This window comes from Actinoallomurus sp. CA-142502 (genome assembly GCF_050936355.1).
GTDB classification, from domain to species: domain Bacteria; phylum Actinomycetota; class Actinomycetes; order Streptosporangiales; family Streptosporangiaceae; genus Actinoallomurus; species Actinoallomurus iriomotensis.
Genome location: NZ_JBNJMY010000001.1, coordinates 2,215,457 through 2,241,081, shown reverse-complemented (window position 1 = coordinate 2,241,081; position 25,625 = coordinate 2,215,457). Strand labels below are relative to the sequence as shown.

Here is a 25,625-nt window from a genome sequence, read left to right as displayed (position 1 = left end):
GGGCACAGTCCTCCGGGGCGTCCGGCGGGTCGGCGGATATTCGGTCGGGCCGGCGCGGTTCCGCCGATAGGCTTTGAGAAACTTCGCAGCGTGAGCTGCCGTACGCCTGTCTCCTGAGGATCTCCATGTCCGACCCGCAAAAAGTTCTCACCGCTCGCGTCCAGGCCGCCCTCGGGCACGCCTTCGGGGAGCCCGACGCGGATCCGGCGATCCGGCCGTCGCAGTTCGCCGACTTCCAGGCCAACGTCGCTCTCGCGCTGGCCAAGAAGCTGGGCCGCAAACCTCGCGACATCGCGGCCGAGCTGGTCGAACGCCTCGACGTCGCCGACATGTGCGAGAAGGTGGAGATCAGCGGGCCCGGGTTCGTCAACCTGACGCTGCGGAACGAATGGATCGCCGGCCGGGCGCAGCTGATGCACGGCGACGAGCGGCTGTCCGTCGAGCCCACCGCGACGCCCCAGACGACGATCGTGGAGTACTCCTCGCCCAACGTCGCCAAGGAGATGCACGTCGGTCACCTGCGCACCACGATCGTCGGTGACGCGATCGCGCGGGTCCTGGAGTTCCTCGGCCACAACGTCGTCCGGGACAACCACCTCGGTGACTGGGGCACGCAGTACGGCATGCTCATCGAGCACCTGCTCGACGTCGGCGAGGACTCCGACGAGGGCATGCTGCTCGAGACCGACCCGAACGCCTTCTACCAGTCGGCGCGGGCCCGGTACGACACCGAGGAGGAGTTCGCGGTACGGGCGCGGCGGCGGCTGGTGAGGCTGCAGGCCGGCGACCCCGAGACGATGCGGCACTGGCAGCGGCTCGTCGACCTGTCCAAGGTCTACCTCCACACGGTCTACGGGCGGCTCGGCGTCACACTCACCGACGACGACATCCGCGGCGAGAGCTTCTACAACGACATGCTCGCCGACACCGCCGACGAGCTGGCCGCGGACGGCATCGCGACGATCAGCGACGGCGCGCTGTGCGTGTTCCCGCCCGGGTTCACCGGACGGGACGGCGGGCCGCTGCCGGTGATCATCCGCAAGAGCGACGGCGGCTACAACTACTCCACCTCCGACCTGGCGACGATCCGCTACCGCGTGGACAAGCTGACCGTCGACCGGATGATCTACGTGGTCGGGTCCCAGCAGTCCCTGCACTTCCAGATGCTGTTCGCGGTGGCGCGGATGGCGGGCTGGCTGCCCGACGGCGTACGGGCCGAGCATGCCCAGATCGGCAACGTCCTCGGCTCCGACGGCAAGATCTTCCGGACTCGGAGCGGCAAGTCGATCAAGCTGACCGAGCTGCTCGACGAGGCCGTCGAGCGGGCCGGGGCGGCGTTCGACGACGTGCCGCACGAGGAGCCGTTCGACGAGGTCGCCCGGCGCGAGGTGGTCGAGGCGGTCGGCATCGGCGCGGTCAAGTACGCCGACCTGTCCGTGGCGCGCGACAGCGAGTACGTCTTCGACTTCGACCGGATGATCTCCTTCCGGGGCAACACCGGCCCGTACCTGCAGTACGCCACCGCGCGGATCCGGTCGATCTTCCGCAAGGGCGGGCTCGCGCCGGAGGACGCCATCGGCCCGATCGCGATCGGCCATGACGCCGAGCGGGCGCTCGCCCTGCACCTGCTGGGCTTCGGCTCCGCGCTGGAGACGGCCGGGGAGGCCGCCGAGCCGCACCGGCTGTGCGCCTATCTGTTCGACCTCGCCTCGGCCTACACCACCTTCTACGAGAACTGCCCGGTGCTGAAGGCCCCCGACGAGGACACCCGCGCGTCGCGGCTGGCGCTGTGCGCCCTGACCCTGCGCACACTGTCGAAGGGCCTCGAACTCCTGGGCGTTACCACTCCGGAACGCATGTAGCCCCCACTGCGTCGCATAAACCGGGACGATATGCGGCGAGGAGGGCACGTGCGCGAGCGGAGCGGCCAGACCGGCAGCCACAGCGACTCGTTCACCGGCCCGGTGGAGGAGGGGTTGTGAGCGACGACTGGTGGAGCGACGCCGGTTACGACGCCGGTTACTGGGAGAACAGGGCGACCGACCGGCGGCAGGACCGCCAGATCGAGAAGCTTCAGGGCGAGGTCCAGGCCGCCTACAGCTACGCCGCGTCCCGGTCGCGGGCGTTGCAGTCGCGGCTGTCGGAGGTCCAGGGCACGCTCGAACGCCGGCTCGGTCGGCTGGCCAAGTCCTTCGACGCGTTCGTGGAGCTGTCGGACGTCCGGCTGGAGCTGGCGATGTTCGACCGGGAGTCGGCGGTACGGCACCGCACGCGCCGGCTGCTCACCGGCCTGACCCAGGGCGCCGGCGATCCGCCGCCGCTCGACCTGGATGAGTGTCCCGGCTACTGGCTGAGGCCGGCGGCCGACGGCCTGGCCGCCCTCGTGCGCGGCGACGACGAGGCGGCGGAGAAGTTCACCGCCGAGGCGATCGCCCTCGACGAGGACCGCACGACGCTGTTCCTCACGCTCGGCCTGGCGACGGCCGGCCGGTACGTCGACGCGGTGCCCTGGCTGTCGCGGTCACTGCCGTCTCTCGGCACGACGGTGACCGCGGTGCAGCGGCAGCTGTGGATCGCCTGCGCCGACGGCGCGTTCGGCGCGCCGGGCGCCGCCCACATCGAGCGGCGGCTCACCGAGGTGATCGACGAGATGCCCGGTGAGGCCGCCGAGCAGGAGCGGGAGCGCTGGCGTCAGGCGGTCACCGGCAAGCCCGACGGCCGCCGGGGCCGGGCGAAACTGCCGCGTGAGCTGCAGAACGTGCCGGGCCTGACCGAGCCGCCGGTCGTCGCCGAGAGCCTCGCGGGCCTGCGCAGAAAGGTGGAGGAGGCGCTCCAGCCGGTCGACGTGGAGCCGGCCGCCGACTTCGTGGGCCTGCTGATCACCCTGGTGGACGAGGGCGCGCCGGACGAGCGCGAGCTGATGGCCCGTGCCCGCGAGCTGCGTGACATCATCGAGACGGGCGCCGGGCAGCGGCCGCCGGCCTGGGACGCCCCCGCCGGTGAGACGCTCGAACTCCTGCGCGGCGACCTGTTCTCCCGGTCGGCGCCGGGCCCGCGCGCGCTCGCGGTCAGGGTGGGCTCGCGCTGGCTGCGCGCGATCGCCGAGGGTCTGGCCGAGCGCGCGTCCGCGGCGCCGCCGGACGCGGTGGACGTACGCGTGTACGGCCATCCCCTCCGGGTCGGGCTGGACGGCACGCCCGCGCTGCCCGAGGCCCAGGCCACGATCGACGAGGCCGCCACGGTCAGCCCCACGGGTGAGCGGCTCGGCATGGCGGTGGCGATCGCCGGGGTCCTGGTGCTGGCGCTCACGATCGCGGCCGGGATCCCGGCGCTGGCCGTGGTGTCGGCCGCGATGATCCTCGTCGGCGCCGGAATCTGGATCAAGCTGCGAGCCGATCGGTCGCGGGCCCGTAAGGAGGCGGAGCACAACAAGGAAAGGCTCGCCCGGCAGGCCGAAACCATTACCGGCGCGCTGAAGAACTGCCACACCGTTCACAAGAATCTCGCGAAAACCGTGGAGGCGGATCGCCAGGCGATCGTCACCGTCTTGACCTAGGAGATTTACGGGTATTCGTGCCACTGTGAGAGCAACATCCCGGAGGCACGTATGGGCAGGGACGTAGCGGCGATCACGGTCTCCACCGAAGACCGGCGGCGTTATCGCGAAAAAGTGCAGCGCTGCCTGGAGGCGTTCGCGGCGATGCTGAGAGACTCCCGGTTCGCGCCCGAACCACCCAGTATGGGAATGGAGATCGAACTCGCGCTCGTGGATGACGGAGGACGGCCGGCGATGCGGAACGCGGCCGTCCTCGACGCGATCGCCGACGATCAGTGGTCGACCGAGCTCGCCCAGTGCGACATCGAGGTGAACCTCCCGCCGTTCCCGCTGGCCGCCAAGTCGCTGGGCGCGCTGGAGCAGAGCGTGCGCGACACGCTGAACGACGCCGACGTCCGCGCCCGGCAGCAGGGCGCCCGGCTCATGCTGGTCGGCATCCTGCCGACCCTGCGGGAGACCGACCTCACCGAGGAGACCCTGTCCGCCAACCCCCGTTACCGGCTGCTGAACGAGCAGATCATCACCGCTCGCGGCGGCGAGGCCCTGCGCCTGGACATCGACGGCCGCGAACGGCTCCGTACCCTCGCCGACAGCATCTCGCCCGAGGCGGCGTGCACGAGTGTGCAGTACCACCTGCAGGTGACCCCCGAGGACTTCGGGGCGTTCTGGAACGCCTCGCAGATGATCGCCGGGGTCCAGGCCGCCCTCGCCGCGAACTCACCGTTCCTGTTCGGCCGTGAGCTGTGGGCCGAGACCCGGATCCCGCTGTTCGAGCAGGCCACCGACACCCGTGCCAAGGAGCTCAGAGAGCAGGGCGTACGGCCGCGCGTGTGGTTCGGCGAACGCTGGATCACCTCGGTCCTGGACCTGTTCGAGGAGAACAGCCGTTACTTCTCTCCCCTACTGCCCGTCTGCGACGACGGCGACCCCCTGGACGAACTGGCCCGCGGCGACGCCCCGGGCCTGAACGAGCTCACCCTCCACAACGGCACCATCTACCGCTGGAACCGCCCCGTCTACGACATCGCCCAGGGCCGCCCGCACCTGCGGGTGGAGAACCGCGTGCTGCCCGCCGGGCCCACCGTCGCCGACACCATGGCGAACGGCGCCTTCTACTACGGCCTCATCCGGGCCCTGGCCGACGAGGAACGCCCGCCGTGGAACCGCATGCCGTTCGCCGCCGCGGCCGGCAACCTGCGCCGCGGCGCGCGGTACGGAATGGACGCCATGGTGGTGTGGCCCGGCGTCGGCGAGGTGCGGGTGACGGACCTGGTGCTGCGCGTGCTGCTGCCGAAGGCCGCCGCCGGTCTCGAGCGCTGGGGCGTCGACGGAGTCGTACGGGACCGGCTGCTCGGCATCATCGAACAGCGCTGCCTGGCCGGCCGCAACGGCGCGACCTGGCAGGCGGGCACGGTGCGCGCGATCGGCGGGGACCGCCAGGAGGCGCTGCGCCGGATGGTGCGGCTCTACCTCGAGCACATGCACACCAACGCCCCGGTCCACACCTGGCCGATCGGCTGAAGGCCTACTGGAGGTAGCCCTCGACCTCACCCGCCGGCCGGGACGAGGCGTCGTCCGGGTTCTCGCCCGCGTCGCGCCGGGCCCGCCGCTGGCGCAGGAGATCCCAGCACTGGTCGAGGGCCTCCTCCAGGCTTCGCAGCCGCTGGTGCTCCTCCTCGGCGGCCAGGTCGCCCTTCTGCAGGCGTTCGCGGAGCGTGTGCTCCTCGTCCACCAGGCCGTGGATCCGGCCGAGAATCTCGCTGTCCTGCATCTTCAGATCACCTCAAGACGACAGTCTGACAGCTGCCGCGCCCGCGGCGCACACCGCCGGTGGGCATGCGCCACCCGCACCGCGGCCTGACTGCGGCCGCGGCCTCTCTGACCACCGGCCGGACCGGGTCCCGTGCGCAGCGGACCCGGCCGGTCAAGGACCGGGCCTTACAGCGGGCTGCGGCTGCCGACCAGACCGTTGAGGAACCCGCCCGTGCTCTCCGGCTGCGGCCGGGAGGCGGACGCCGGTTCCTCCTTAGGCATGGCCTCCTTCGCCTTGCCGGCCGCCTTCTTGGCGGTCGACCTGGCCTTGGTCGTGGCCTTCTTCGCGGTGGCCTTCACCCCGGACGGCTTCTTCGCCGCCGCCGTGGTCCGCTTCGCCGTCGTCCCCGCCTTGGCGGTGGTCTTCTTCGCCGCGGTGGTGGTCTTGCGGGCCGTGGTGGCCCGCCCACCCGCGGCCGGCTTCGCGGCGCCGGCCGGCGGTTTGACGGCCGAGAAGGTCTTGGCCGCGTTGGTGAGCGCCTCGGCGGCGGTCATGAGCGCCTTGGTCGCGGTGTTCATCGTCTTCATGGCGGTGTTCATCGCCTGCGCCGAGGACGTCGCCTTGCTCGCCGCGTCGGTCATCTTCGTCGCCGCCGACGAGACCTTGGTCGCCGCGGACGACACTCGTGTCGCGGCGGCCGCAGGAGTGACGGACGACTTCGCGGCCGACGTGGACCGCGCCTTCGTCGACTTGGCGGCCGGCTTGGACGCGGTCTTGCGCGCCGTGCTGCCGGTCGTCTTCTTGGCGGCGGCCGTGGTCTTCTTCGCACCGCCGGACTTCGTGCGGCTCGTGCTCGCCGTTGAACGGCGGGCGGACGAACGCGTCATCGTATTAGTGGGCACTGATCCATCCCCCCGTGTCGATCAGCTTCGGGGGGATCTATTCCACAATTGGCGAAGATCTACACGCCTACCGGGTGCCAGACGGTCTTTGTTTCCAGGAATGTGGTCATCCGGACAGTGCCCGGATCCGCCGTCCAGTCGTTTCCGGCGGGCCGCAGGACGCGCTTGAGGTTCTCCGCGGCGGCCTTCTCGCACTCGGCGGCGAGCTCCTCGCCGGCGCCGGTGAGGTCGAGCCCGTTCACGTCCATGTGCGAGGCCAGCCACGGCGCCAGCTCGGCGCGGTGCCCGGTGAGGATGTTGATGACGCCGCCCGGCACGTCGGAGGTGGCGAGCACCTCGCCGAGGGTGACGGCGGGCAGCGGCGCGGGCTCGGCGGCCACGACCACGGCGGTGTTGCCCGCTACGACCACCGGCGCGAGCACCGACACGAGGCCGAGCAGCGGGCCGTCCGGCGCGACGACGCCGACGACGCCGGTCGGCTCGGGCGTGGAGAAGTTGAAGAACGGGCCGGACACCGGGTTGGCCGCGCCGGTGACCTGCGCGATCTTGTCCGCCCACCCGGCGTACCAGACCCAGCGGTCGACGGCCGCGTCCACCTCGGCGCGCGCCGCGTTCTTGGCCAGGCCGGTGGCGCGCAGCTCCTCGGTGAACTGGTCGCGGCGCCCCTCGAGCATCTCGGCGACCCGGTAGAGGATCTGCCCGCGGTTGTACGCGGTGCGGGCCGCCCAGCCCGCCTGGGCCTTGCGGGCGGCCACCACCGCGTCGCGTACGTCCTTGCGGGAGGCGCGTGAGGCGTTGGCGAGGAAGTTGCCCTTGGCGTCGTTCACGGCGTACGACCTACCGGACTCCGATCGGGGAAAGGCTCCGCCCACGTACAGCTTGTACGTCTTGCGCACACTCAGCCTGTCGGTCATGAGCCCTCCTTCGTCGGGTTGGTGACCGGGGGGCCGTGCTTGTCGGTTCGCTCGCTCCGCTCGCTCACTGCAGGTACGCCTCCAGTCCGTGACGTCCGCCCTCACGGCCGAAGCCGGACTCCTTGTATCCCCCGAACGGCGAGGCCGGGTCGAACTTGTTGAAGGTGTTGGCCCACACGACCCCGGCGCGCAGCCGCTCGGCCATCCACAGGATCCGGGACCCCTTCTCGGTCCACACGCCCGCCGACAGCCCGTACGGGGTGTTGTTGGCCTTCTCCACGGCCTCCTGCGGCGTGCGGAAGGTCAGCACCGACAGCACCGGACCGAAGATCTCCTCGCGGGCGATGCGGTGCGACTGGGCGACGCCGGTGAAGACCGTCGGCGCGAACCAGAAGCCGCGGTCGGGCAGCTCGCAGGGCGGCGACCAGCGGGTCGCGCCCTCCTTCTCCCCCACCTCCGACAGCATCCGGATCTTCTCCAGCTGCGCGGCGGAGTTGATCGCGCCGACGTCGGTGTTCTTGTCCAGCGGGTCGCCGACCCGCAGCGTCGCCATGCGGGTCTTGAGCCGGTCGAGGAGCTCCTCGGCCACCGACTCCTGCACCAGGAGCCGCGAACCCGCGCAGCAGACGTGGCCCTGATTGAAGAAGATGCCGTTGACGATGCCCTCGACGGCCTGGTCGAGCGGGGCGTCGTCGAAGATCACGTTGGCGGCCTTGCCGCCGAGCTCCAGCGTGAGCCGCCTGCCGGTGCCGGCGACGGCACGGGCGATCTGGCGGCCCACCTCGGTCGAGCCGGTGAAGGCGACCTTGTCGATGCCGTCGTGCTCGACGAGGGCCCGTCCGGTCTCCCCCGCGCCGGTGACGATGTTCACCACGCCGGGCGGCAGGTCGGCCTGGCGGCAGATCTCGGCGAACGCCAGCGCGGTCAGCGGCGTCGTCTCGGCGGGCTTAAGGACCACGGTGTTGCCGCAGGCCAGTGCGGGCGCGATCTTCCAGGCCAGCATGAGCAGCGGGAAGTTCCAGGGAATGACCTGCCCGGCCACGCCCAGCGGGCGGGGGTCGCGGACGGCGTACTCCAGCTTGTCCGCCCAGCCCGCGTAGTAGAAGAAGTGCGCGGCCACGAGCGGGACGTCGACGTCGCGCGACTCGCGGATCGGCTTGCCGTTGTCGATCGACTCCAGCACGGCCAGCTCGCGGGAGCGTTCTTGGATGATCCGGGCGATGCGGAACAGGTACTTGGCCCGCTCGGCCGCCGGGAGCCGGGACCAGACGCCGTCGTAGGCCCTGCGGGCGGCGGCGACGGCGCGGTCGACGTCGGCGGCGTTCGCCTCGGCGATCTCGGCGAGGACCTCCTCGCTCGCCGGGTTCACCGTCTTGAACGACGTGTCCGCGTCGACGAACTCACCGTCGATGAACAGGCCGTACGAGGGTTTGATGTCGACGATGTCGCGCGACTCGGGCGCGGGCGCGTACTCGAACATCTGCTAGTCCAGGGTGAAGTAGTCGGGACCCGCGTACACGCCGGTCGTGAGCTTGCGGCGCTGCATGAGCAGGTCGTTGAGGAGCGAGGAGGCGCCGATGCGGAACCACTCGGGCGTCAGCCAGTCCGGCCCGGCCGTCTCGTTGACCAGCACCAGGTGCTTGATCGCGTCCTTGGTCGTGCGGATGCCGCCGGCCGGCTTGACCCCGACCTGGCGGCCCGTACGCGCGCGGTAGTCGCGTACGGCCTCGAGCATGACCAGGGTGACCGGCAGCGTGGCCGCCGGGCTCACCTTGCCGGTGGAGGTCTTGATGAAGTCGGCGCCGGCCATCATGGCCAGCCAGGACGCCCGGCGGACGTTGTCGTAGGTGACCAGCTCGCCGGTCTCCAGGATCACCTTCAGGTGCGCCTCGCCGCACTCGGCCTTGATCGCGACGATCTCGTCGTGGACCTTCGCGTAGTCGCCGGCGAGGAACGCGCCCCGGTCGATCACCATGTCGATCTCGCTCGCGCCGTCCTCGACCGCCCGGCGGGTGTCGGCGAGCTTGGCGTCCAGGGGCGCCCGTCCGGAGGGGAAGGCGGTGGCGACGCTCGCCACGCCGATGCCGCTGCCCGCCAGGGCGCGTACGGCCTCGGCCACCAGATCGGAGTAGACGCAGATCGCGGCCACCCTGGGCACGCTCGCGTCGCTCGGATCGGGGTGCATGCCCTTCGCGCACAGCGCGCGGACCTTGCCCGGCGTGTCGGCGCCCTCGAGCGTCGTCAGGTCGACCATGGAGATGGCGAGGTCGATCGCCTCCGCCTTGGCCGACTTCTTGATCGACCGGGTCGCGAGGCGCGCGGCACGCTCCTCGGCGCCCACCTGGTCGACGCCCGGCAGCCCGTGCAGGAACCGGCGCAGCTCGGCAGTGCCGGTGACAAGGCCCGGCAGAGTCTCCGTTGACACGCACACAGCATCGCCCATGGGACCCTCGGGCACAAAACGGGTCCGGCACGAACGCACCGGACCCGTTTTGGCAGGTTGTGTGGAATCAGCCAGTAGCGAGGTAGACGCCGTTACCGGTCGGGTCGTCCGGATCGCCCTCGGGGAAGGCGGCACCGGCCGCCCACACGGTCGAGTCCTTGACGGCCAGCGCGGTGAGGTTGATGTCGTGGCCGGACGGGCGCGGTGCGGTCACGTTGGTCACCGAGCCGCCGACGACGTGCGTCAGCTGCGGATCCCACGCGCCCCGCAGCAGCCACACGCCAGAGCCGCCGTCGCCGGTGACCCGGGTGTAGCCGCCGTACCCCTGCGGGAAGGTCTGCGAGGACCACTTCGCGCCGTCCCAGTGCAGGAGGACCGGCTGGGTGCAGGTGTCGTCGCCGTCCTCGCCGCACGGCCAGTCGATCCCGCCGGACGCCCAGACGTTGCTCGCCGACGGGGCGTAGACGTCACTGATCACACCCACGGCGTCCGGCTCGGGCAGCGTGAACTTCGGCGTGGCCGCGAGCTTCCAGGCCGATCCGGTCCAGTGCATGACGGCCGGCTGGTTCTTGTAGGTGCCGCCCGCGTACACGTGGGTGCTGGACACGCCCGCGATCGCGCGGGCGGGGGCCGGAAGGGCGACCTTCTTCCAGCTCGTGCCGTTCCAGTGCATGGCCGTCGTGGTCTCGTCACCGCCGACCGCCCAGACGTTCGAGGCGCTGAGGGCGCTGGCGTCCACGGCGTCGTAGCGGCCGGTGGTCACGGTGGTCCGGCTCCACGCGCTGCCGTTCCAGCGGGCGGCGAACGTGCCGGCGCCGGTGGTGCCGAACGCCCAGACGTTCTTGCTGGAGGAGGCCGACAGCGCGCTGATCTCGCCCAGCGCGCTGCTCGGGCTCTTGGCCGTGGTCCACTTCCCGTTCAGCAGGTGCTGGACGAGCGGGACGCTCTTGCCGTTCGAGGACTGGTAGCCGGCCGCCCAGGTACTCCCGGTCGGCGCGACGCTGATCGCCTTGATGCCGTCCTCGCCCGGCAGGGTGTTGGTCTGGGCGACGCTCCAGGTGGCGGCCGTCGTGCCCGCCTTCGTGGGCTCCGCCTGGGCCGCCGTGGTGACCGCGGCGGTGGCGGCCAGCGCCGCGGTGAACGCCGTCAAGCTTGTTCGCATGGGGGATTCCTCTCAGTGGTACTGCTCGACGACGCCGTCGCCGGACTGATCGCCGCTGTCGGACGCGGGCGGGATCTGGCCGACGGCGAGTACGGTCGTGCCGCCGGGCACCCCGGTGACCTGCCGGATCGACGGCGTCTGGCGTCCGCCGGTCGTGGCGACGGGGACGGTGGTCGTGGTGGTGCCGTTCGCGGCGACGTGGACGAAGGTGTCGTTGAAGCTGGAGTACCAGATGCCGCCCTGGCCGTCGGCGCCCGCGCTCAGCGCGAAGTCACCGTCGGCGCCGAGCCGGAGGCTCCACTTGCTCCCGTCCCAGTGCATGATCACCGGCTGGTTGTGCTCGGCCTCGGCGAGGGTGGCGTTCCGGGCCTTCTTGACGCTCTTGAGCTCCTCGCCGCCGCCCCAGTAGAGCCGGCCGACCGCCCAGACGTTGTCGCTCGACTCCGCGACGACGTCGTTGAAGTAGGAGAAGCCGCTCTCCCCCGCCGGAATCGGCACCTCGGGAAGCGTCGACGACGTCCACGACGTGCCGTCCCAGTGCTCCGCCACGGGCTGGTCGCCGCCGTCGCCCACGGCCCAGACGTCATTCGCCGCGACCGCGCCGACCTTCCGCGCGGTCGCGGGCATGGCGACCTGCGCCCACTTCCTACCGTTCCAGTGCAGGGCCTTTCCGCCGTCCGTGCCGCCCTCGTAGTCGTTGCCGACCGCCCAGGCGTTCTTCGGGCCGATCACGGCGACGTCCGAGACGTCGTACGTACCGGTCGACGCCGACGTCCACGACGCGCCGTCCCAGTGCCACGACGCCTGGGCGCCCTCGTTGGTCGCTCCCATGATCCAGACGTCGTTCGGGGAGGATCCGTCGACGCTGCCGAACGAGCCCGTGTCACCGGGAACGGTGACGGGGGACCAGGTGGTGCCGTTCCAGCGCAGGACGGTGCCGCCGCTGTGGTCGGCGTCCAGCGTCTGCGAGCCCACTGCCCAGGCGTCATGCGCGCCGGTCGCCGCGACGTCGTACAGGCCGTAGTAGTCGTAGCCGGTGTCCGGGCTCAGGTAGGTGACCCGCCAGCCCTCCTGACCGGCGGCACCGGCCGGTGCCGCCCCGGCGGCGACGATCACCGCAGCCAATCCGGCGCTTATCAGCGACTTTCGCATTCAATGTCCTCCATTGCCCGATTTCCCGACGCCCTGACCGAACGGGCGTACGAGAACTTGACGCCGCCGAGGCGTGAATGGTTGGCGAAAGTTATGAGGACAAAGGTTTAAATTTTTCGAAAGTGTTGATCTCGACGGCGCACTCAGTACGGAGAGACGCCCCCGAACATTTCTCCGATGCGCGGAGCGAACGCCACGTCCCCGTCGATCTCCAGCCTGCCGTCGAGGGCGAGGGCCGGAGCCTGCCTCTCCCCCGCCAGGAGACGGAGGAAGTCCGCGGCGCCGATCCGGATGCCCACCACGGGACGGCGTGCCCGCTCCGGCCGTACGTGCGCCCGGCCGTCGCGGATCTCGATCGTCCAGGGCGTCTCCTCCTCGCCCCGGCGCAGGCGGAACTCCAGTTCGCCCTCGAAGCCCATGGCCATCCCGGGATCGAAGGCACGGACCATGCCGGCGAAGAACACCCGCTGCGCGGCCGGCCCGAACCCGCGCTCCAGCCTGTCGTCGGAACGACCGGCGACGAGCCGGGCCAGCGCGTGCCGCCCGCGGGCACGGACCGCCGTACGGGCCGCCGCCCTGAGGTCGCGCGCCGGCGCCCGCCGCCTGCGCGCCCGCGCGAGTTCGGCCGTCTCGTCGATGCGGTACGGGGCCGCCCGCTCGCGTGGCGGCTCCCGTCGCGCGAGGGCCGCCTCGACCGCCGGCGCCAGGCGCTCGGCCCTGGCCCGCTCGCGTTCCTCCCGCCCTTCGGCGAACCGTGGGATGACCTGCTCACCGACCAGTTCGAGGCTCTCACAGACGTGGTCGTGGCGGTTCGGACCGGCCTGGAGCACGAAGATGACCTGGTCGACGCCGACGGCCTCGTACCGACGGACGAGCTCGGCCACCTGCGCGGGCGTTCCGACCGCCCCGCGCAGCGACCCGACGCCGCCCTCGGTGATCCGCACCGAGAGCGGCGCGTCGACGGCGCCCACGATCCCCCGTGAGTACCCCCGTTCCTCGCGGTGGCGGACGAAGTCGTCCCAGATGCTCGTACGGCCGGGTTCGTGCGGGGAGGTGCCGTAGTAGTGGGCGAGCGCGAACCCGAAGAAGTGCGCCCCGTCGATGCCGCGCTCGATCGCCGTCGCCTCGTCCTCATGGCACATCATGGGCAGCACCACCGCGACGCCGGGATTCACCGCGAACCCGACCGGAACGCATTCCTCGGAGTTCAGCAGGCGGTAGTACTCATCGACCCAGACGCCGGCGTCCTCGGGTTCGGCGAAGGAGAAGGAGAGCGCGCCGATCCCGTTCCGGGCGGCGAAATGGATGGTCTCGCGCCGCGAACAGGCGACCCAGAGCGGCGGGTGCGGCTTCTGCACCGGTTTGGGGACGACGTTGCGCGGCGGCATCCGCAGGTACGGGGAGTCCCAGCCGGCGAAGGGCTCCTCGACGAACATCCGGGTGATCGCATCCATGGCGTCCTGCCACATGGCGCGCTTCTCCTCCCGGGGCACCCCGAAGCCCCCGAGCTCGGCCATCGAACTGGCCTCGCCGGTGCCGAAGTCGACCCTGCCCCCGGAGACGAGATCGAGCGCGGCGACCCGCTCGGCGACACGAGCGGGATGGTTGACCGGCGGGGGCAGCTGCACGATGCCATGTCCGAGCCGGATCCTCCGCGTCCGCTGCGACGCGGCGGCGAGGAACACCTCGGGCGCGCTGGAGTGGGAGTACTCCTCGAGGAAGTGGTGCTCGACCGCCCAGACGTGATCGAACCCGACCCGGTCCGCGATCTCGACCTGCTCGAGCGCGTCCCGGTAGAGCCGCTCCTCCGCCCGGTCGCTCCACGGCCTCGGCAGCTGATGCTCGTAGAAGATCGAAAACCGAATCTTGACCACCTCCGGCGCCACGACCAGACGAAACGTCCTCTGACCTGGCCGTACCCGCCGAACGCCACCCGGATCAGCCTCCGCGGTGATCTTGTGGGTGCTAGGCCACGATCCCGGTCCAGAATTCGGGGTCTTCAGTGAGGTTGGTCGTGCGGCTGCGCTCGGAGCGGTTACCGGAGTTCCCTCCGAACATCGGCATCAAGGGCAGACCCTCCCTCATGGCCGCCGCCTCGCTCGCCTGGAGAGCGGCCATTTCCTCGGCCGACCCGATCACACCGGCCGCGGACATGAAGGGGCCGAGGGCTGTAACGCCCCTACTCGCTCCGGGCAGCACCGCGCCGGCGAGGGCCGGATTGCTCGTGAGGCTGTCAAGGAAATGCGTGGGATCCAGCACACCGGCCAGGGTCGTGCCGTTGCCCGCAGTGGTGCCGTATGCGGAGGTGTCGGACTTGGCCAACTTGGTCGAGGTGCCAGACTTGGCCGATGAGCTCGCCCCTTGTTTGGCGCTCGGCATCATCTTGAGTACGGCCGCGCCGATCTCAAGAGCCGCAGCGGCGGAGGCGGTCCCGGTGATCGCCAGGTCCGCGGCCGCCTCGGGATCGCGCGACCCCGGCACAGGAGTGGGATACACCTTCCCCTGGAAAGGCTTCAGCGCCGTACCGTACATGACGAGAGTGTCGCCGATGGTGCTGAGCGCGCTCTGAATATTGCTGCCGGACGCCGACAGATCGGTCATGGTGCTCTTGGCTTTGCTCGCGGCGCCCCCGCTCCACGTCTTGTCACCCGCGAACAACTGCTGGTGGGCGGTATCGATGGTGGAGCCCAGGCTTCCGTAAAGGCTTGATATCTCCTTGATGGCGCTACCACACCCGATGATCGCGTCCGAGTTGATCGCCGCGAACAGCGACTCCGCTACTTCCGCGATTGGCACGAGCGGACCTCCTTGGAGTCGTTCGTCTACGCGTTGGAGATATTGGACTTCAGATCCGACACAATGGCGGAATTATCGGCCTCGCTCGCGTGATAAAGCTTCCCGCTCTGGGAAATCTTGTCGACGGCGGCCTGAACGTTTTTCGCGTGGTTGTCATGCTGCACGGCCGCGACCTCAAGCGCCATTCCTATGGCGGCTGCGAGCTCTATTCCAGTGGGCCACATGCCGACGAGAGCTTCGGAAATTCCGAGACCTGCCAGCTGGTTCGAGGTGTCGGCAAGCGGTTCGAGACCGTTCGACACGGTGCTCGCCGCGCCGTCAAAGACCGACCGATGCGGAAACCGCAGCTCTTCGCCTTCACTCATCGCGTCCATCCTCGGGTGATCATCAGCTCCCGCTGGGACTACGCATGCACTCCAGGCCCATCGTAGCGCTGATAAACAGTCTTGTCTGTAAGAGGATGGCAAAGAGCGGTGGAGACTCCCGCGTAGGCGGTCTGACCTCGCTCGCTACAGGCGGTTCGGCTCCGGCGGCGTCGCATGAAGGCTCTGCGGCCGTTGCCTTTCCGGAGAGAAGAGCGGCGTGATGAGCTCGACCATGTCACCCACGACGACCGGCTGGAATCATGTGACCGGTGGACGCCTTCGATTGGTCACGGGTCACCGGTTCGCCTTGGTATCGGCCGGAGGCGGCTCAGGCCGCAGCGGACGCACTGGGCGGTTCTCCGTCGGCCGAGCACGCCGCCCGGGAGGTGGCGCGGCTTCGGTACGAGGTCAGCAACGATCATGAGGGGACCCTCGATCCGGCCGCCGTACCGGCGACGACGGTGTTCCTCGAAGTGATCGCCGATCACCCTGGCCAGGCACGCATGGAGGCCCTCAACGCGCTGCTGGACTGGTGGAGCCGCTTCGTCCCCGACCCCGGATTCGAGAATTACGACGACCCGGAGCACGGCCCGGTGAATGTGTGCGAAGGCGTCGAGGAGAGAGTGCGGGCGGCGGCGGACATGCTGCGCGAGGTGGCGATGGACCACTCCGACGGTGGCCGTCACCGGCCCGCGGTGCGGGAACTGCTGCGGAACCTCGACGACGGCTGGGTCGCCGGCGACGGCTGAACCGGGCGCGGCCTCAGGCGGGGTTGTCGAAGAACGGGGAGACGGGCTCCCGGTCGCGGCGTCGACCGGAGGCGACGGGCACCTCTCCGGTCACCGGGGCGCTCGTGGCGCCACCCCGTACGCGGGCCAGTTCGCGTTCGAGCTGCTGGTTCTTCCGCTCCAGCGACGCCATCGTCTCCTCGCGCTCCTCGCGCAGGTCGTGCAGCTCCCGGCGGACTCGCGCCTTGCGCAGCAGGGAGATCCAGGCCATCGCCAGCCCCCCGCCGGCGACGAAGGCGACGATCAGCCCTGCGGCGAACACCTGCGCCTCGGTGTGCACTCCGGGCACGTGGTAGCCGAAGAAGCCGAGTGAGGCGGATGACGAGTTGTGGACGATGACCTCGATGCCCACCACGACGGCGGCGACGGCCACAACGACTCCCACGAAGACCATACGGTCCTCTCCTCTCTTCGATCGGACGCGGGCCGTAGGAGCCATGGGCTCCGGCGACGCCCTGACACCCTCCAGCCAAATGGGCAATTCGGTCAAGGCCGGAAATCATCCGCGCAAGAAATCATCGAAAATAATCGACGCTCCGCACACGGCCAGTAGCTCATCGCTGTTCAGGTCGTAGCGAGCCACTCACCTAGAGCAACCATCATCTTTCTCAATAGTGAATTCACTGAAGAATTCAGGTCGCCATTTCCGCGGCTTCCGGGAATTCCGGGTGCCAGGTCACCGTGAGATGGTCGCGACGGCCGATGAGCTCCAGACGGGCGGTGATGCCCTCCTGCACGCGTCGCAGGCACTCCGGGTCGGTCGCCTCGGCACGGAGGACCAGTTCGGTGTCCGTGGCACGCAGGGTGCAGCGGCCCCACCCGAAGTCGATCAACGCGTCGGTGTCGGACCGCTCGGCGTGCACGACGTGCGCGGGGCCTCCGTCGCCGTGGCGGCGCGGACGCCGGAAGGTCCGCCGGCTCATATGGCCTCCGTGCTCGCCGAGTTGCGCCAGGTAGCGGCCGGCTCGGGCGGTGGCGACCCGAGCGTGTGCGCTGACCATGCCCCTCACCTCTCGTCCGAGACGCGGGTGAGTGCGACCAGCCAGGCGGCGATGCCGTCGGGGTGGAGCGGGGACGTGGAGTCACAGACGGCGGGCTGGAGGGAGTCGACGCGCCATCCGCTCGTGAAGCTCGCCCGGATCCGATCGCGGCCGAGTCCGTGCGGCACCTCCCTCTCGCCGGGCCGGCGGTCGCCGTAGCACAGCAGGAACGCACGACCCGCCGGCCGCAGCACCGTCCGCAGGCCCGCCAGGTAGGCGGCACGGTCGGCGTCGGTGAGGGCGTGAAACACCAGTGAGTCGAGCACGGTGTCGAACGTCTCGCCCAGCTCGGGCAGGCGCCGCAGGTCGTGACGCAGGAACCGGGCCGTGAGCGACCGGCGGCGCGCCTTCTCCCTCGCGGCTTCCAGCGCTCCGGTGGCCAGGTCGATGCCGGTGGCGTCCAGGCCGAGGGCGGCGGCCATCAGCGTGTGCTCACCCGTCCCGCACCCGACGTCCAGCACTCGGCCGTCGATGGCACCGGCCTCGGCGAGCGCGGCGAAGGCGGGCTGGGGACGGCCGATGTCCCACGGCGGTGGACTGGTGTAGAGGTCGTCCAGGTCACGGGGTGGGCGATGCGTGGATGGGCCTGCCATGCGCGTCTCCTTCCGGGTGCCGCTCCGTCAGTATTATTCAATACAAGGTGTCTACGCCAATAGACGCGCTGTCGCCATCTCGGCGTTGTGTACCATCGGCCGTGTGCCGAAACTGTGGGAGGACACGATCGAGGCGCACCGCCGTACGGTGCGCGAGGCCGCGGTGCGTGCCGCCGCGGCACTGGTGGCCGAACAGGGCCTGGCGTCGGTCACGATGTCGCAGATCGCCAAGCGGGCCGGCATCGGCCGGGCGACGCTGTACAAGTACTTCCCCGACATCGAATCGGTCCTGGCGGCCTGGCACGAGGAGCACATCGCCGATCACCTGCGCCGGCTCACCGACGTCGCCGAGCACACCGATCCGGCCGAGCGGCTGCGGGCGGTCCTGCGTGCCTTCGCCTCCATCACCCACCAGCGCCACGACGGCGACCTCGCGGCGCTGTTGCACCGAGGCGAGCACGTCGCCGAGGCCCATCGGCGCCTGCACGCGTTCATCGGCGATCTGGTGGCCGGCGCCGCGGTGGCCGGCACGGTCCGGGACGACGTTCCCGCCGGTGAGCTGGCCACGTACTGCCTGCACGCGCTCACCGCGGCCGGCGCCATGACCTCGTCGGCCGCCGTCCACCGGCTCGTCGAGGTCACTCTGGCCGGGCTGCGGCCCGCGCCAGCCGAGCCGCACCGGCAGCCCGGTCAGGCAGCGCCCGGCGACCTCCCATGAGGACGCCGGGCGGTCCCGCCGTACGTCAGTCGGCCGCGAGTACCCGGGCGACCGGACGCCGGCAGACCACGCGGATCGGCAGGGCCGTGAGCGCGGCGATTACCAGCAGGGTCCCGGGCACGACCAGCGGCAGCCGGGCGTACGGGATGAGGATGGACCCGGCCGCGCCGCCCGCCGTACGTGCGGCGTAGTAGACGGCCAGACCGAGCGGGACGCCCAGCAGCGAAGCCCCGAGGGCGGGGAGCAGCTGCGCGGCCGACAGCCCGGCGGTGACCTGCCGCGGCGTCGCGCCGAGCGCACGCGCCAGGCTGGTGAAACGCTGCGTGTCCAGCGACGTCGCCCAGGCGATGAGCACCGCGTTCACCGCGGCGAGCGCGAGCAGCGCCACGGTCAGCGCCAGCACGACCTGGCTCACCTGCTCGGTGACCGGGTTGTCCGCGCCCGGGACGAAGCCGGGTCCGGCCAGCCGGGCGTCCTTACGGGCGATGTCGCCGTGCAGGGCGATCGCGGCGACCACCATCGCGACCGTGAGCGCGAGGCTCGCCGTCGCCAGGATCACCCGGCGCGGGCGGCGCGCCGCCACGCGTACGCCGAGCAGGAACGGCACCGGCAGCCGGGCCGACAGCGCGATCAGCCACGGCGAGCGGCGCGGCGCGCGCGTGGGGCCCGACAGGGCCCGTACGGTACTCGTCCGTGCGCCGCGGATCGCGGGGTACACCGTCGCCGCCCCCGCCACGGCCACCGCCACCAGGGCCACGACCAGCGCCGACGCGACCGTCAGGTGCGGTGATCCGGCGGGCAGCAGCCCGCTGCTCGGCCGTACGAGCAGGGGCGCGGCCGCGCGGCCGGCGAGCAGCCCGACGGCGGTCGCGGCGAGCGCGAGCAGCACGTGCTCGGCCAGCAGCACCACCGCCACGAACCGGGGTGAGGCGCCGACCGCCTTCAGCAGGCCGACGCGGCGGGTCTGGTCGGCGAGGCGTCCGCCGACGAGCACGGCCACGCAGGCGACGCCGAGGAGCGCGAGCGCCCAGGTGCCGGTGAGCAGGGCGCTGTCGACGAGATGCAGCTCCGCGGTCGCGTACGCGCCCATGTCCTGCCAGGAGCGGACGCCCCGGTGCGCCGCCGCGAAGGCCGGGGCGGCCGCGGGGTCGGCCAGCCGCAGCGGCATCACCTGCGACGTCGGCGCGCCGATCCGCCGCAGGTCCGCGCGGGTGACCCAGATCAGGCCGGGGGTGGAGGAGGGGTACGGGACGCGCCCGGCGCTGACCGCGATCCCGGCGACGCGGAAACGGTGCCCGGAGATCGTGATCTTCTCGCCCGGCCGTACGCGCAGAGCGCCGGCGAAGGCGCGTTCGATCACCGCTCCCCCGCGCCGCACCCACGAACCGGCGGTGACCTCGGGGCGGTCGACCGCGCCCGGAGCGGTGTCCCGGCCCTGCACGGAGGCGTCGACGCGGATGCCGCGGACGCCGAGCGCGGCGGAGAGGGCCGGGTACGGGCCGGCCGACGCCGTCACGCCGGGCGCGTGCGCGAGCGGCGTGAGCGAGGCCGCGCGGTCGCCGGTCGCGACCGCGTCCGGACCGGCTGTGGCGGCGCGCGTACGGTCCCAGGGCCGGTCGGCGACGCCGCGTACCGCCAGGCCCAGTGTGAGTGTGGTGGTCGTCGCCGCGATGGCGATGAGCAGCAGGAACGCCTCGGCGCGGCGGTGGCGAAGGTCGCGCAACGCCAGCCGTGCCACCAGAGTGAGCACGCTCATGAGCCCTCCTTCGTCGGTGGAGTGACCATCAGAGCGCTGTGTTCACCGATTCGCTCGCTTCGCTCGCTCATGAGCCCTCCTTCGTCGGTGGAGTGACCATCAGAGCGCTGCGTTTACCGATTCGCTCGCTTCGCTCGCTCATGAGACCTCCAGTCCGGCCAGGGCGCCGAGGCCGCCGCCTCCGCCGTTCAGGCGGGTCTCGCCGGCGAGCGCGCCGTCGCGCATGGTGATCACGCGGTCGGCGGTGGCGGCGATCCGTGAGTCGTGCGTGACGATGACGAGGGTCTGGCCCTCGGCGCGCAGCGAGCCGAAGAGCCGCAGCACCGCGGTGGTCGCCGCGCTGTCGAGGTTGCCGGTCGGCTCGTCGGCCAGGACGACGAGCGGCCGGCCGATGAGCGCCCGGGCCACCGCGACCCGCTGACGCTGTCCGCCGGACAGCGCCGCGGGCAGGTGACCGGCCCGGTCGGCGAGCCCGACGCGTTCGAGGAGCGCGGACGCCCGCCGCCGTGCCGTACGCGACGGCACTCCGGCGAGCAGGGCCGGCAGTTCGACGTTCTCCCGGGCGGTGAGCTCGTCGACGAGGTGGAACGCCTGGAAGACGAAGCCCAGCGACTTCCGCCGCACGCCGCTCAGCTGGGTCTCCGACATCCGGTCGAGCCGCCGGCCGTCAAGGTGCACCTCACCGCCGGTGGGCCGTTCGAGCCCGCCGAGCAGGTGCAGCAGAGTCGACTTGCCACAGCCGCTCGGCCCGACGACCGCGACGGTCTCGCCGGGCCGCACCTCCAGATCGACCTCGTCGACCGCGCGGACCAGCCCCGCGTCCCGGCCGTACTCCTTACGCAGCCGCACGGCCCGCAGCACCGTCATTTCGTCTCCCAGTGGTGAGCGCAGGCGTCCAGCCAGCGCAGATCGGCCTCGAGCCGGAGGATGACGCCTTCGAGGAGCAGCACCACGGCCGAGTCCTCGGGCTCGGTGAGCGCGGCACGCTGCGCGTCGGCCAGCCGGCGCAGCAGCTCGCGGCGCTGCAGGTCGACGAGCTCCACCGGATCGGCCAGGCGGGCCGCGGCGGCCGCGATCAGCTTGAGGTGGAACTCGGTCGGCCGGCCCCAGCTCACGTCCGCGAGCCAGGTCCGTACGCGCTGCTGACCCTCGGCCGTGAGCGCGTAGACCTTGCGGTCGGGGCGGTCGGCCTGGCCGACGTGCTCGGCGCTGACCATCCCCGCCTTCTCCAGGCGCGTCAGGGTCACGTAGACCTGACCGGCGTTGAGCGCGTCGCGGAGCGGCCCCAGGGCCTCGTGGAGCCGGGCCCTCAGCTCGTAGCCGTGGGAGGGCTCCTTGGCGAGCAAAGCGAGTACGACGTCCTGCACGGCATCACCTCTAACGGTTAGCCATATAGATAACGGTTAGCCGTAGAGGACGTCAAATCAGGCGGGGACCGGAAGACGGCGGACGGACCGGACGAGGACGGAGGCGATCACCAGCCCGGCCAGAAGGGCGACGCCGTGGATGTCACGGTCCGCGGTCAGTGCCACGCCCGCGGCCAGTGCGCCCGCGGTGGCCCAGCGTCCCGTGGCGACGCCGCGCTCGGCCGCGATCCGGGCGGCCATGGCCGCCACGAAGCCGACCAACGCGAGCGGGAACCAGAGGCCGGCGAGCAGCGCACCGCACCACAGCAGCACGATCATCGGCGCGAACCGCGGAGGACGTCCGTCACCGCGCCAGAGGGCCACCGCCACGGCGCCGGCGAGCCCGCAGACCGCGACGGAGTTCCCGCCGCCGTGCGGCTGCCAGGCGTAACCGGCGAACTCCCCCACCAGGCCGGTGGCGAAGTAGCACAGCAGCCAGCGCGGCCGCGAGACGACCTGCTCGGCGACGACGCCGACGAGAACGAGGAACAGCAGGTTCGAGACCATGCCCGCCACCCCGCCGTCCTGCACGAACAGCGACGTGCCGGTCCGCCACCAGTCGCCGTGCAGCCCGGCGGGGGCACGTCCCAGGTGCGCGAGCATGCCGGGCACGACGAACTGCGCGACGTTCGACAGAGCCGTGACGCCGAAGACGACCGCCGTCACCAGGGGAAACCGCCACAGACCGAGAGTTCTCATGCGATTCACTCTCTCGGGCGGCGGCAGGTCGCGGCAGAGCCGTCGATCCACCTCTCGAAAGGACGAATGTCCCGGGCGTCACCCGTAGGAGCGCCGCCATGCGAGGCACGCCCCGGCGAACGCGTTCAGATGGCGGGCGCCGAAGTCCTCCGGCGACCAGTCGGCGGGCAGCGCCGCCGTGGCATCGCGGGTGAGGTAGGCCCATCCGTGGCGGCCGTCGGCGAGCGTGAGGCGTTCCAGGGCGTAGAAGCCGTCCTCGTACGCGTCGATGATCCCCCAGTCCGCGGCGGGCAGCCCGGAGATCAGCACTCCCCCGGCCGCGCCCGGACCCGGCACGAGCACGGGATAGATCCGCCCCTCCAGCGCGGCGACGCGCCAGCCCTCGACGGTCGCCGGGGTGCGGTCGGGCACCCGCCCGAGCAGCGCCCGCAGGACGTCCGGAAACCGCAGTGTGCCGTACGCGAACAGGGCGGCGGGCGCCGGCGGGAGCGACCGGCCCGGCGTCGTACGTGACATGGAGTACCTCCTCCGATTCACGGTAGCGACGCCGGCCCTTATTAAGTCTGTTTTGTCCGTCCTTGATGGCATGCTTGAGGCGTGCCCAACCAGCAGGGAATCAGTGCCGTCATGGTCGGCCGCGCCGCCGAGCTGGCCTTTCTCGAAACCGCTCTGCGAGAGACGCCGGCCGCCCTGCTCTTGGGCGGCGAGGCCGGGGTGGGCAAGACACGCCTGATCCGCGAGTTCCTGGACACCGCACGCCGCCGCGACGGTGGGCCGCGCGTGCTCATCGGCGGATGTCTCCAGATCAGCTCCGAAGGCCTGCCGTTCGCACCGTTCAGCGCGGTGCTGCGGCAGCTCGTCCGCGAGATCGGGGTCGACGGGGTGGCCGCCCTGCTGCCCGGCGGCTCGCCGGGCGGGCTGGCGCGCCTGCTGCCGGAGTTCGGTGAGCCGGACACCGAGACCGCCACGACCGAGGCGCGCACGCGCCTGTTCGACCACGTGCTGCTGCTGTTCGAGCGGCTGACGGAGCAGACGCCCGCCGTCCTGGTCATCGAGGACGCGCACTGGGCGGAGCGGTCAACGCGCGACCTGCTCAGCTACCTGATCCGCAACCTGCCGCCCGGCCTGCTGGTGATCGTCACCTACCGCTCGGACGAGTTGCACCGCGACCATCCCCTCCGGCCGCTGCTGGCCGAACTCGGCCGCGCGGGCTGGGTCCGCCGCCTCGACCTCGACCGGCTGCCGCGCCGCGCCGTCGCCGAGCAGACGTGCCGCATCCTCGGCCGCGAGCCCGCCCCGCAGCTGCTCGACGAGGTGTTCGAACGCAGTGAGGGCAACCCGCTGTTCGTCGAGGCCCTGCTCGGGCGCGACGGCGAGATCAACTGTGAGCTGCCCGAGTCGCTCCGCGACCTGATCCTCGGCAGTGTGCAGCGTCTGCCCGAAGAGACCCAGGAGATCCTGCGCGTCGCCAGCGCGGGCGGCGACCGGGTGGAGCACGCGCTGCTCGCGGCGGTGAGCGGGCTCGACGACACGGGGCTGACCCGGGTGCTGCGGCCCGCCGTGGCCGCGAACGTCCTCGTCGTGGACGGCGAGGCGTACGGCTTCCGGCACGCGCTGATGCGGGAGGCGATCCACGGCGACCTGCTGCCGGGTGAGCACACGCGCACGCACGCGCGGTTCGCCGAGGCGCTGGAGGCCGACTCGTCGCTCGTACCGCCGGGCCGCGCCGCCGCCGAGCTGGCCCACCACTGGTACTCCGCGCACGACACGACGTGGGCGTTGGTCAGCGCCTGGCAGGCCGCGCAGGTCGCCAAGGAGGCCACCGCCTACACCGAGTGGCTCCGGATGATCGACCGGGTCCTCACGCTCTGGGACCGGGTGCCCGACGCCGCCGAGCGGCTCGGCGTCGACCACACCGACGTACTGGAGCGGGCGATCGAGGCCGCCGACCTGGCCGGTGAGACCGAACGCGGCGTGGCGTTCGCCCGCGAGGCGCTCAAGGAGATCGACGACCCGCTCCGCGCGGCCGGGGTGCTGGAGCAGCGGGGCCGCCTCAAGATCCGGCTGGGCCACCGCACCGCGCTGGACGACCTGCGCGAGGCCGCCCGCCTCGTGCCCGTCGACCCGCCGAGCGTCACCCGCGCCCGCGTGCTGTCCACGCTCGCACAGCACCTCTACCTGCTGCCGAACCGCGCCGAGGAGGCGCGCGAGCTGGCCTCACAGGCGCTCGCGGTGGCTCGCGAGGCCGGTGACGCCACGGTCGAGGCGCACGCGCTGACCACGATCGCGGCCTGCGACTTCAGCGACACCGACGCCGAACGTCACCTGGCCGTCCTGGACGAGGCCGCGGAGGTCTACCGGCGGGGCGCCGACGACTCCGCGATGCTCCGCGTGGCCACCAACGAGTCGCACATCCTCGAGAGCATGGGCGAGCACGAACGCGCCATCGAGGCGGCCCAGCGCGGCATCGCCCTGGCGCGCAAGCACGGACAGGCCCGCACCTCCGGCGCGTTCCTCACCATCAACCTGGCCGAACCGCTGCTCAACCTGGGCCGGTGGGACGAGGTCCTGGAGGTGACCGAGCACGCGCTGGAGCTGTCGCCGCCGCCGCTCACCCGCGCGTCGCTCCACAACGCGCTCGGCGACATCGCGCTCGCGCGCGGCGACCTGGCCGGCGCCGCGCGAGCCGCCGCCGCGCTCGACTCCGTCCTCGCCCCGACGTTCTCCCGCACGCAGGAGCTGTTCCCCTCCGTACGCCTGCGGCTCGGCCTGAAGGTGGCCGAAGACGACCTGACCGGCGCGCTCGACATCGTGGAGCACGTGGTCGAAGAGCTGCATCCGTCCGTCAGCAGCCGGTACGGCTGGCCCCTGATGGCCGCCGCGGCGCACGCCTGCGCCGAGGCGCCGGGTGAGCGCTCGGGCAAGCTGCTGGCGCGGCTGTGCGACGAGGCGGACCGGACGCCGGCGCACGGACGGCCGCAGCGCGCGCAACGGCTCGTGTTCGAGGCCGAGGTGGCGCGTGCCGAGGGCCGGGACGACCGGGAGCGGTGGGACGCCGCCGCGGCCGCCTGGGACGACCTCGGCGAGCCGTACCCGCTGGCGTACGCGCTGTGGCGGGCGGCGGTCGCGAGCGGCGACCGCGACCAGGCCACCTCTCGCCTGCGACGCGCCGCCGAACTCGCCGGCTGCCTCTGCGCGAAACCGCTGCGCGAGCGGATCGAGGCGTCCGCCCGCCGGGCCCGCGTGCCGCTCGGTGGCCAGACCGGTGGCCCTTCCCTCGGCCTGACCCCGCGCGAGCTGGAGGTGCTGCGGCTCGTCGCCGGCGGCCGCAGCAACCGCGAGATCGCCGGGGAGCTGTTCATCTCCGCCAAGACCGCCAGCGTGCACGTGTCCAACATCCTGGCCAAGCTGGAAGTGGCCAGCCGCGGCGAGGCCGCCGCCACCGCCCACCGGATGGGCTTGGTGTAAGCCCGTTTGGTGTAAGCCCGATGACGGATGCGGCCTGCGGGGCGACGATCCGCGGGACCGCTTCGGTGGGTCAGCCCCCTGTCACGCTGGTCGTCTGCAGCGTCTCTGATCAGT

At 71.6% G+C, this 25,625-nt stretch carries 24 protein-coding genes; 6 read left to right on the top strand and 18 right to left on the bottom strand.

All coding sequences use genetic code 11. The features are described 5' to 3' along the window. Window positions 1-125 precede the first annotated feature (125 nt). The 3 genes from argS (at window position 126) to ACQEV1_RS10945 (ending at window position 5,077) form a co-directional block, all read left to right on the top strand. Window positions 126-1,862, top strand: a complete 1,737-nt coding sequence (argS, locus tag ACQEV1_RS10955; protein WP_285620285.1) for an arginine--tRNA ligase — start codon at window positions 126-128, stop codon at window positions 1,860-1,862. 116 nt (window positions 1,863-1,978) lie between these two features. Next, window positions 1,979-3,556, top strand: a complete 1,578-nt coding sequence (locus ACQEV1_RS10950; RefSeq protein WP_285620287.1) for a hypothetical protein — start codon at window positions 1,979-1,981, stop codon at window positions 3,554-3,556. Window positions 3,557-3,607: 51 nt separating this feature from the next. Next, window positions 3,608-5,077 (top strand): glutamate-cysteine ligase family protein, encoded by a 1,470-nt coding sequence (locus ACQEV1_RS10945; protein WP_285620288.1) that lies wholly within the window; start codon window positions 3,608-3,610, stop codon window positions 5,075-5,077. A gap of 4 nt (window positions 5,078-5,081) precedes the next feature. Here ACQEV1_RS10945 and ACQEV1_RS10940 read toward each other — a convergent pair whose 3' ends face one another. The 10 genes from ACQEV1_RS10940 to ACQEV1_RS10895 form a co-directional block, all read right to left on the bottom strand. Next, window positions 5,082-5,327, bottom strand: coding sequence for a DUF2630 family protein (locus ACQEV1_RS10940; protein WP_285620290.1), 246 nt, complete (start codon window positions 5,325-5,327; stop codon window positions 5,082-5,084). Between the two features lie 167 nt (window positions 5,328-5,494). Continuing rightward, on the bottom strand, window positions 5,495-6,196 hold the full coding sequence (locus ACQEV1_RS10935; RefSeq protein ID WP_285620292.1) for a hypothetical protein: 702 nt from the start codon (window positions 6,194-6,196) through the stop codon (window positions 5,495-5,497). A 74-nt stretch (window positions 6,197-6,270) separates the two neighbouring features. Then, window positions 6,271-7,125, bottom strand: coding sequence for an aldehyde dehydrogenase family protein (locus ACQEV1_RS10930; RefSeq protein ID WP_433393442.1), 855 nt, complete (start codon window positions 7,123-7,125; stop codon window positions 6,271-6,273). A 64-nt stretch (window positions 7,126-7,189) separates the two neighbouring features. Continuing rightward, on the bottom strand, window positions 7,190-8,605 hold the full coding sequence (locus ACQEV1_RS10925; RefSeq protein ID WP_433393440.1) for an aldehyde dehydrogenase family protein: 1,416 nt from the start codon (window positions 8,603-8,605) through the stop codon (window positions 7,190-7,192). Window positions 8,606-8,608: 3 nt separating this feature from the next. Beyond that, on the bottom strand, window positions 8,609-9,568 hold the full coding sequence (deoC, locus tag ACQEV1_RS10920) for a deoxyribose-phosphate aldolase (protein WP_285568585.1): 960 nt from the start codon (window positions 9,566-9,568) through the stop codon (window positions 8,609-8,611). 67 nt (window positions 9,569-9,635) lie between these two features. Next, window positions 9,636-10,730 carry a hypothetical protein gene (locus ACQEV1_RS10915; RefSeq protein WP_285620297.1) on the bottom strand — a complete coding sequence of 365 codons (1,095 nt, stop codon included), beginning with the start codon at window positions 10,728-10,730 and terminating at the stop codon, window positions 9,636-9,638. A gap of 12 nt (window positions 10,731-10,742) precedes the next feature. Continuing rightward, window positions 10,743-11,882: a WD40/YVTN/BNR-like repeat-containing protein gene (locus tag ACQEV1_RS10910; RefSeq protein WP_433393437.1), complete on the bottom strand. Its 1,140-nt coding sequence runs from the start codon at window positions 11,880-11,882 to the stop codon at window positions 10,743-10,745. A 143-nt stretch (window positions 11,883-12,025) separates the two neighbouring features. Continuing rightward, window positions 12,026-13,756 carry an LLM class flavin-dependent oxidoreductase gene (locus tag ACQEV1_RS10905; RefSeq protein WP_433393435.1) on the bottom strand — a complete coding sequence of 577 codons (1,731 nt, stop codon included), beginning with the start codon at window positions 13,754-13,756 and terminating at the stop codon, window positions 12,026-12,028. A gap of 91 nt (window positions 13,757-13,847) precedes the next feature. Continuing rightward, window positions 13,848-14,678 carry a hypothetical protein gene (locus ACQEV1_RS10900; protein ID WP_433393433.1) on the bottom strand — a complete coding sequence of 277 codons (831 nt, stop codon included), beginning with the start codon at window positions 14,676-14,678 and terminating at the stop codon, window positions 13,848-13,850. Between the two features lie 26 nt (window positions 14,679-14,704). Beyond that, a complete protein-coding gene (locus ACQEV1_RS10895) occupies window positions 14,705-15,043 on the bottom strand; it encodes a hypothetical protein (protein WP_285620305.1) in 339 nt (112 codons plus the stop codon). Between the two features lie 269 nt (window positions 15,044-15,312). Here ACQEV1_RS10895 and ACQEV1_RS10890 point away from each other — a divergent pair, with 269 nt between their 5' ends. Then, window positions 15,313-15,792: a hypothetical protein gene (locus ACQEV1_RS10890; RefSeq protein ID WP_433393431.1), complete on the top strand. Its 480-nt coding sequence runs from the start codon at window positions 15,313-15,315 to the stop codon at window positions 15,790-15,792. 13 nt (window positions 15,793-15,805) lie between these two features. Here ACQEV1_RS10890 and ACQEV1_RS10885 read toward each other — a convergent pair whose 3' ends face one another. The 3 genes from ACQEV1_RS10885 to ACQEV1_RS10875 all read right to left on the bottom strand — a co-directional run bounded on the left by ACQEV1_RS10885 (window position 15,806) and on the right by ACQEV1_RS10875 (window position 17,464). Continuing rightward, on the bottom strand, window positions 15,806-16,225 hold the full coding sequence (locus ACQEV1_RS10885) for a hypothetical protein (RefSeq protein ID WP_285620308.1): 420 nt from the start codon (window positions 16,223-16,225) through the stop codon (window positions 15,806-15,808). A 238-nt stretch (window positions 16,226-16,463) separates the two neighbouring features. Further along, window positions 16,464-16,832, bottom strand: coding sequence for a DUF2218 domain-containing protein (locus tag ACQEV1_RS10880; protein ID WP_433393429.1), 369 nt, complete (start codon window positions 16,830-16,832; stop codon window positions 16,464-16,466). Window positions 16,833-16,837: 5 nt separating this feature from the next. After that, window positions 16,838-17,464 carry a class I SAM-dependent methyltransferase gene (locus ACQEV1_RS10875; protein WP_433393427.1) on the bottom strand — a complete coding sequence of 209 codons (627 nt, stop codon included), beginning with the start codon at window positions 17,462-17,464 and terminating at the stop codon, window positions 16,838-16,840. Between the two features lie 103 nt (window positions 17,465-17,567). Here ACQEV1_RS10875 and ACQEV1_RS10870 point away from each other — a divergent pair, with 103 nt between their 5' ends. Next, on the top strand, window positions 17,568-18,182 hold the full coding sequence (locus ACQEV1_RS10870) for a TetR/AcrR family transcriptional regulator (RefSeq protein ID WP_433393425.1): 615 nt from the start codon (window positions 17,568-17,570) through the stop codon (window positions 18,180-18,182). A 25-nt stretch (window positions 18,183-18,207) separates the two neighbouring features. Here the strand turns inward: ACQEV1_RS10870 and ACQEV1_RS10865 are convergent, their stop codons facing one another. From ACQEV1_RS10865 to ACQEV1_RS10845, 5 genes are all read right to left on the bottom strand, one after another. Next, window positions 18,208-19,938 (bottom strand): ABC transporter permease, encoded by a 1,731-nt coding sequence (locus ACQEV1_RS10865; RefSeq protein ID WP_433393423.1) that lies wholly within the window; start codon window positions 19,936-19,938, stop codon window positions 18,208-18,210. Between the two features lie 138 nt (window positions 19,939-20,076). Next, the gene (locus ACQEV1_RS10860; protein WP_433393421.1) at window positions 20,077-20,805 is read right to left on the bottom strand and encodes an ABC transporter ATP-binding protein; all 729 of its coding nucleotides are present in this window, start codon (window positions 20,803-20,805) and stop codon (window positions 20,077-20,079) included. Then, the gene (locus ACQEV1_RS10855) at window positions 20,802-21,305 is read right to left on the bottom strand and encodes a PadR family transcriptional regulator (RefSeq protein ID WP_433393419.1); all 504 of its coding nucleotides are present in this window, start codon (window positions 21,303-21,305) and stop codon (window positions 20,802-20,804) included. The genes ACQEV1_RS10860 and ACQEV1_RS10855 overlap by 4 nt, the downstream gene beginning before the upstream one ends. A gap of 57 nt (window positions 21,306-21,362) precedes the next feature. After that, on the bottom strand, window positions 21,363-22,043 hold the full coding sequence (locus ACQEV1_RS10850; RefSeq protein WP_433393417.1) for a rhomboid family intramembrane serine protease: 681 nt from the start codon (window positions 22,041-22,043) through the stop codon (window positions 21,363-21,365). Window positions 22,044-22,121: 78 nt separating this feature from the next. Then, window positions 22,122-22,559 carry a gamma-glutamylcyclotransferase family protein gene (locus ACQEV1_RS10845; protein ID WP_433393415.1) on the bottom strand — a complete coding sequence of 146 codons (438 nt, stop codon included), beginning with the start codon at window positions 22,557-22,559 and terminating at the stop codon, window positions 22,122-22,124. Window positions 22,560-22,640: 81 nt separating this feature from the next. On the opposite strand from ACQEV1_RS10845, the gene ACQEV1_RS10840 reads away from it, so the two are divergent. Next, on the top strand, window positions 22,641-25,511 hold the full coding sequence (locus ACQEV1_RS10840) for an ATP-binding protein (protein ID WP_433393413.1): 2,871 nt from the start codon (window positions 22,641-22,643) through the stop codon (window positions 25,509-25,511). The last annotated feature ends 114 nt before the right edge of the window (window positions 25,512-25,625 follow it).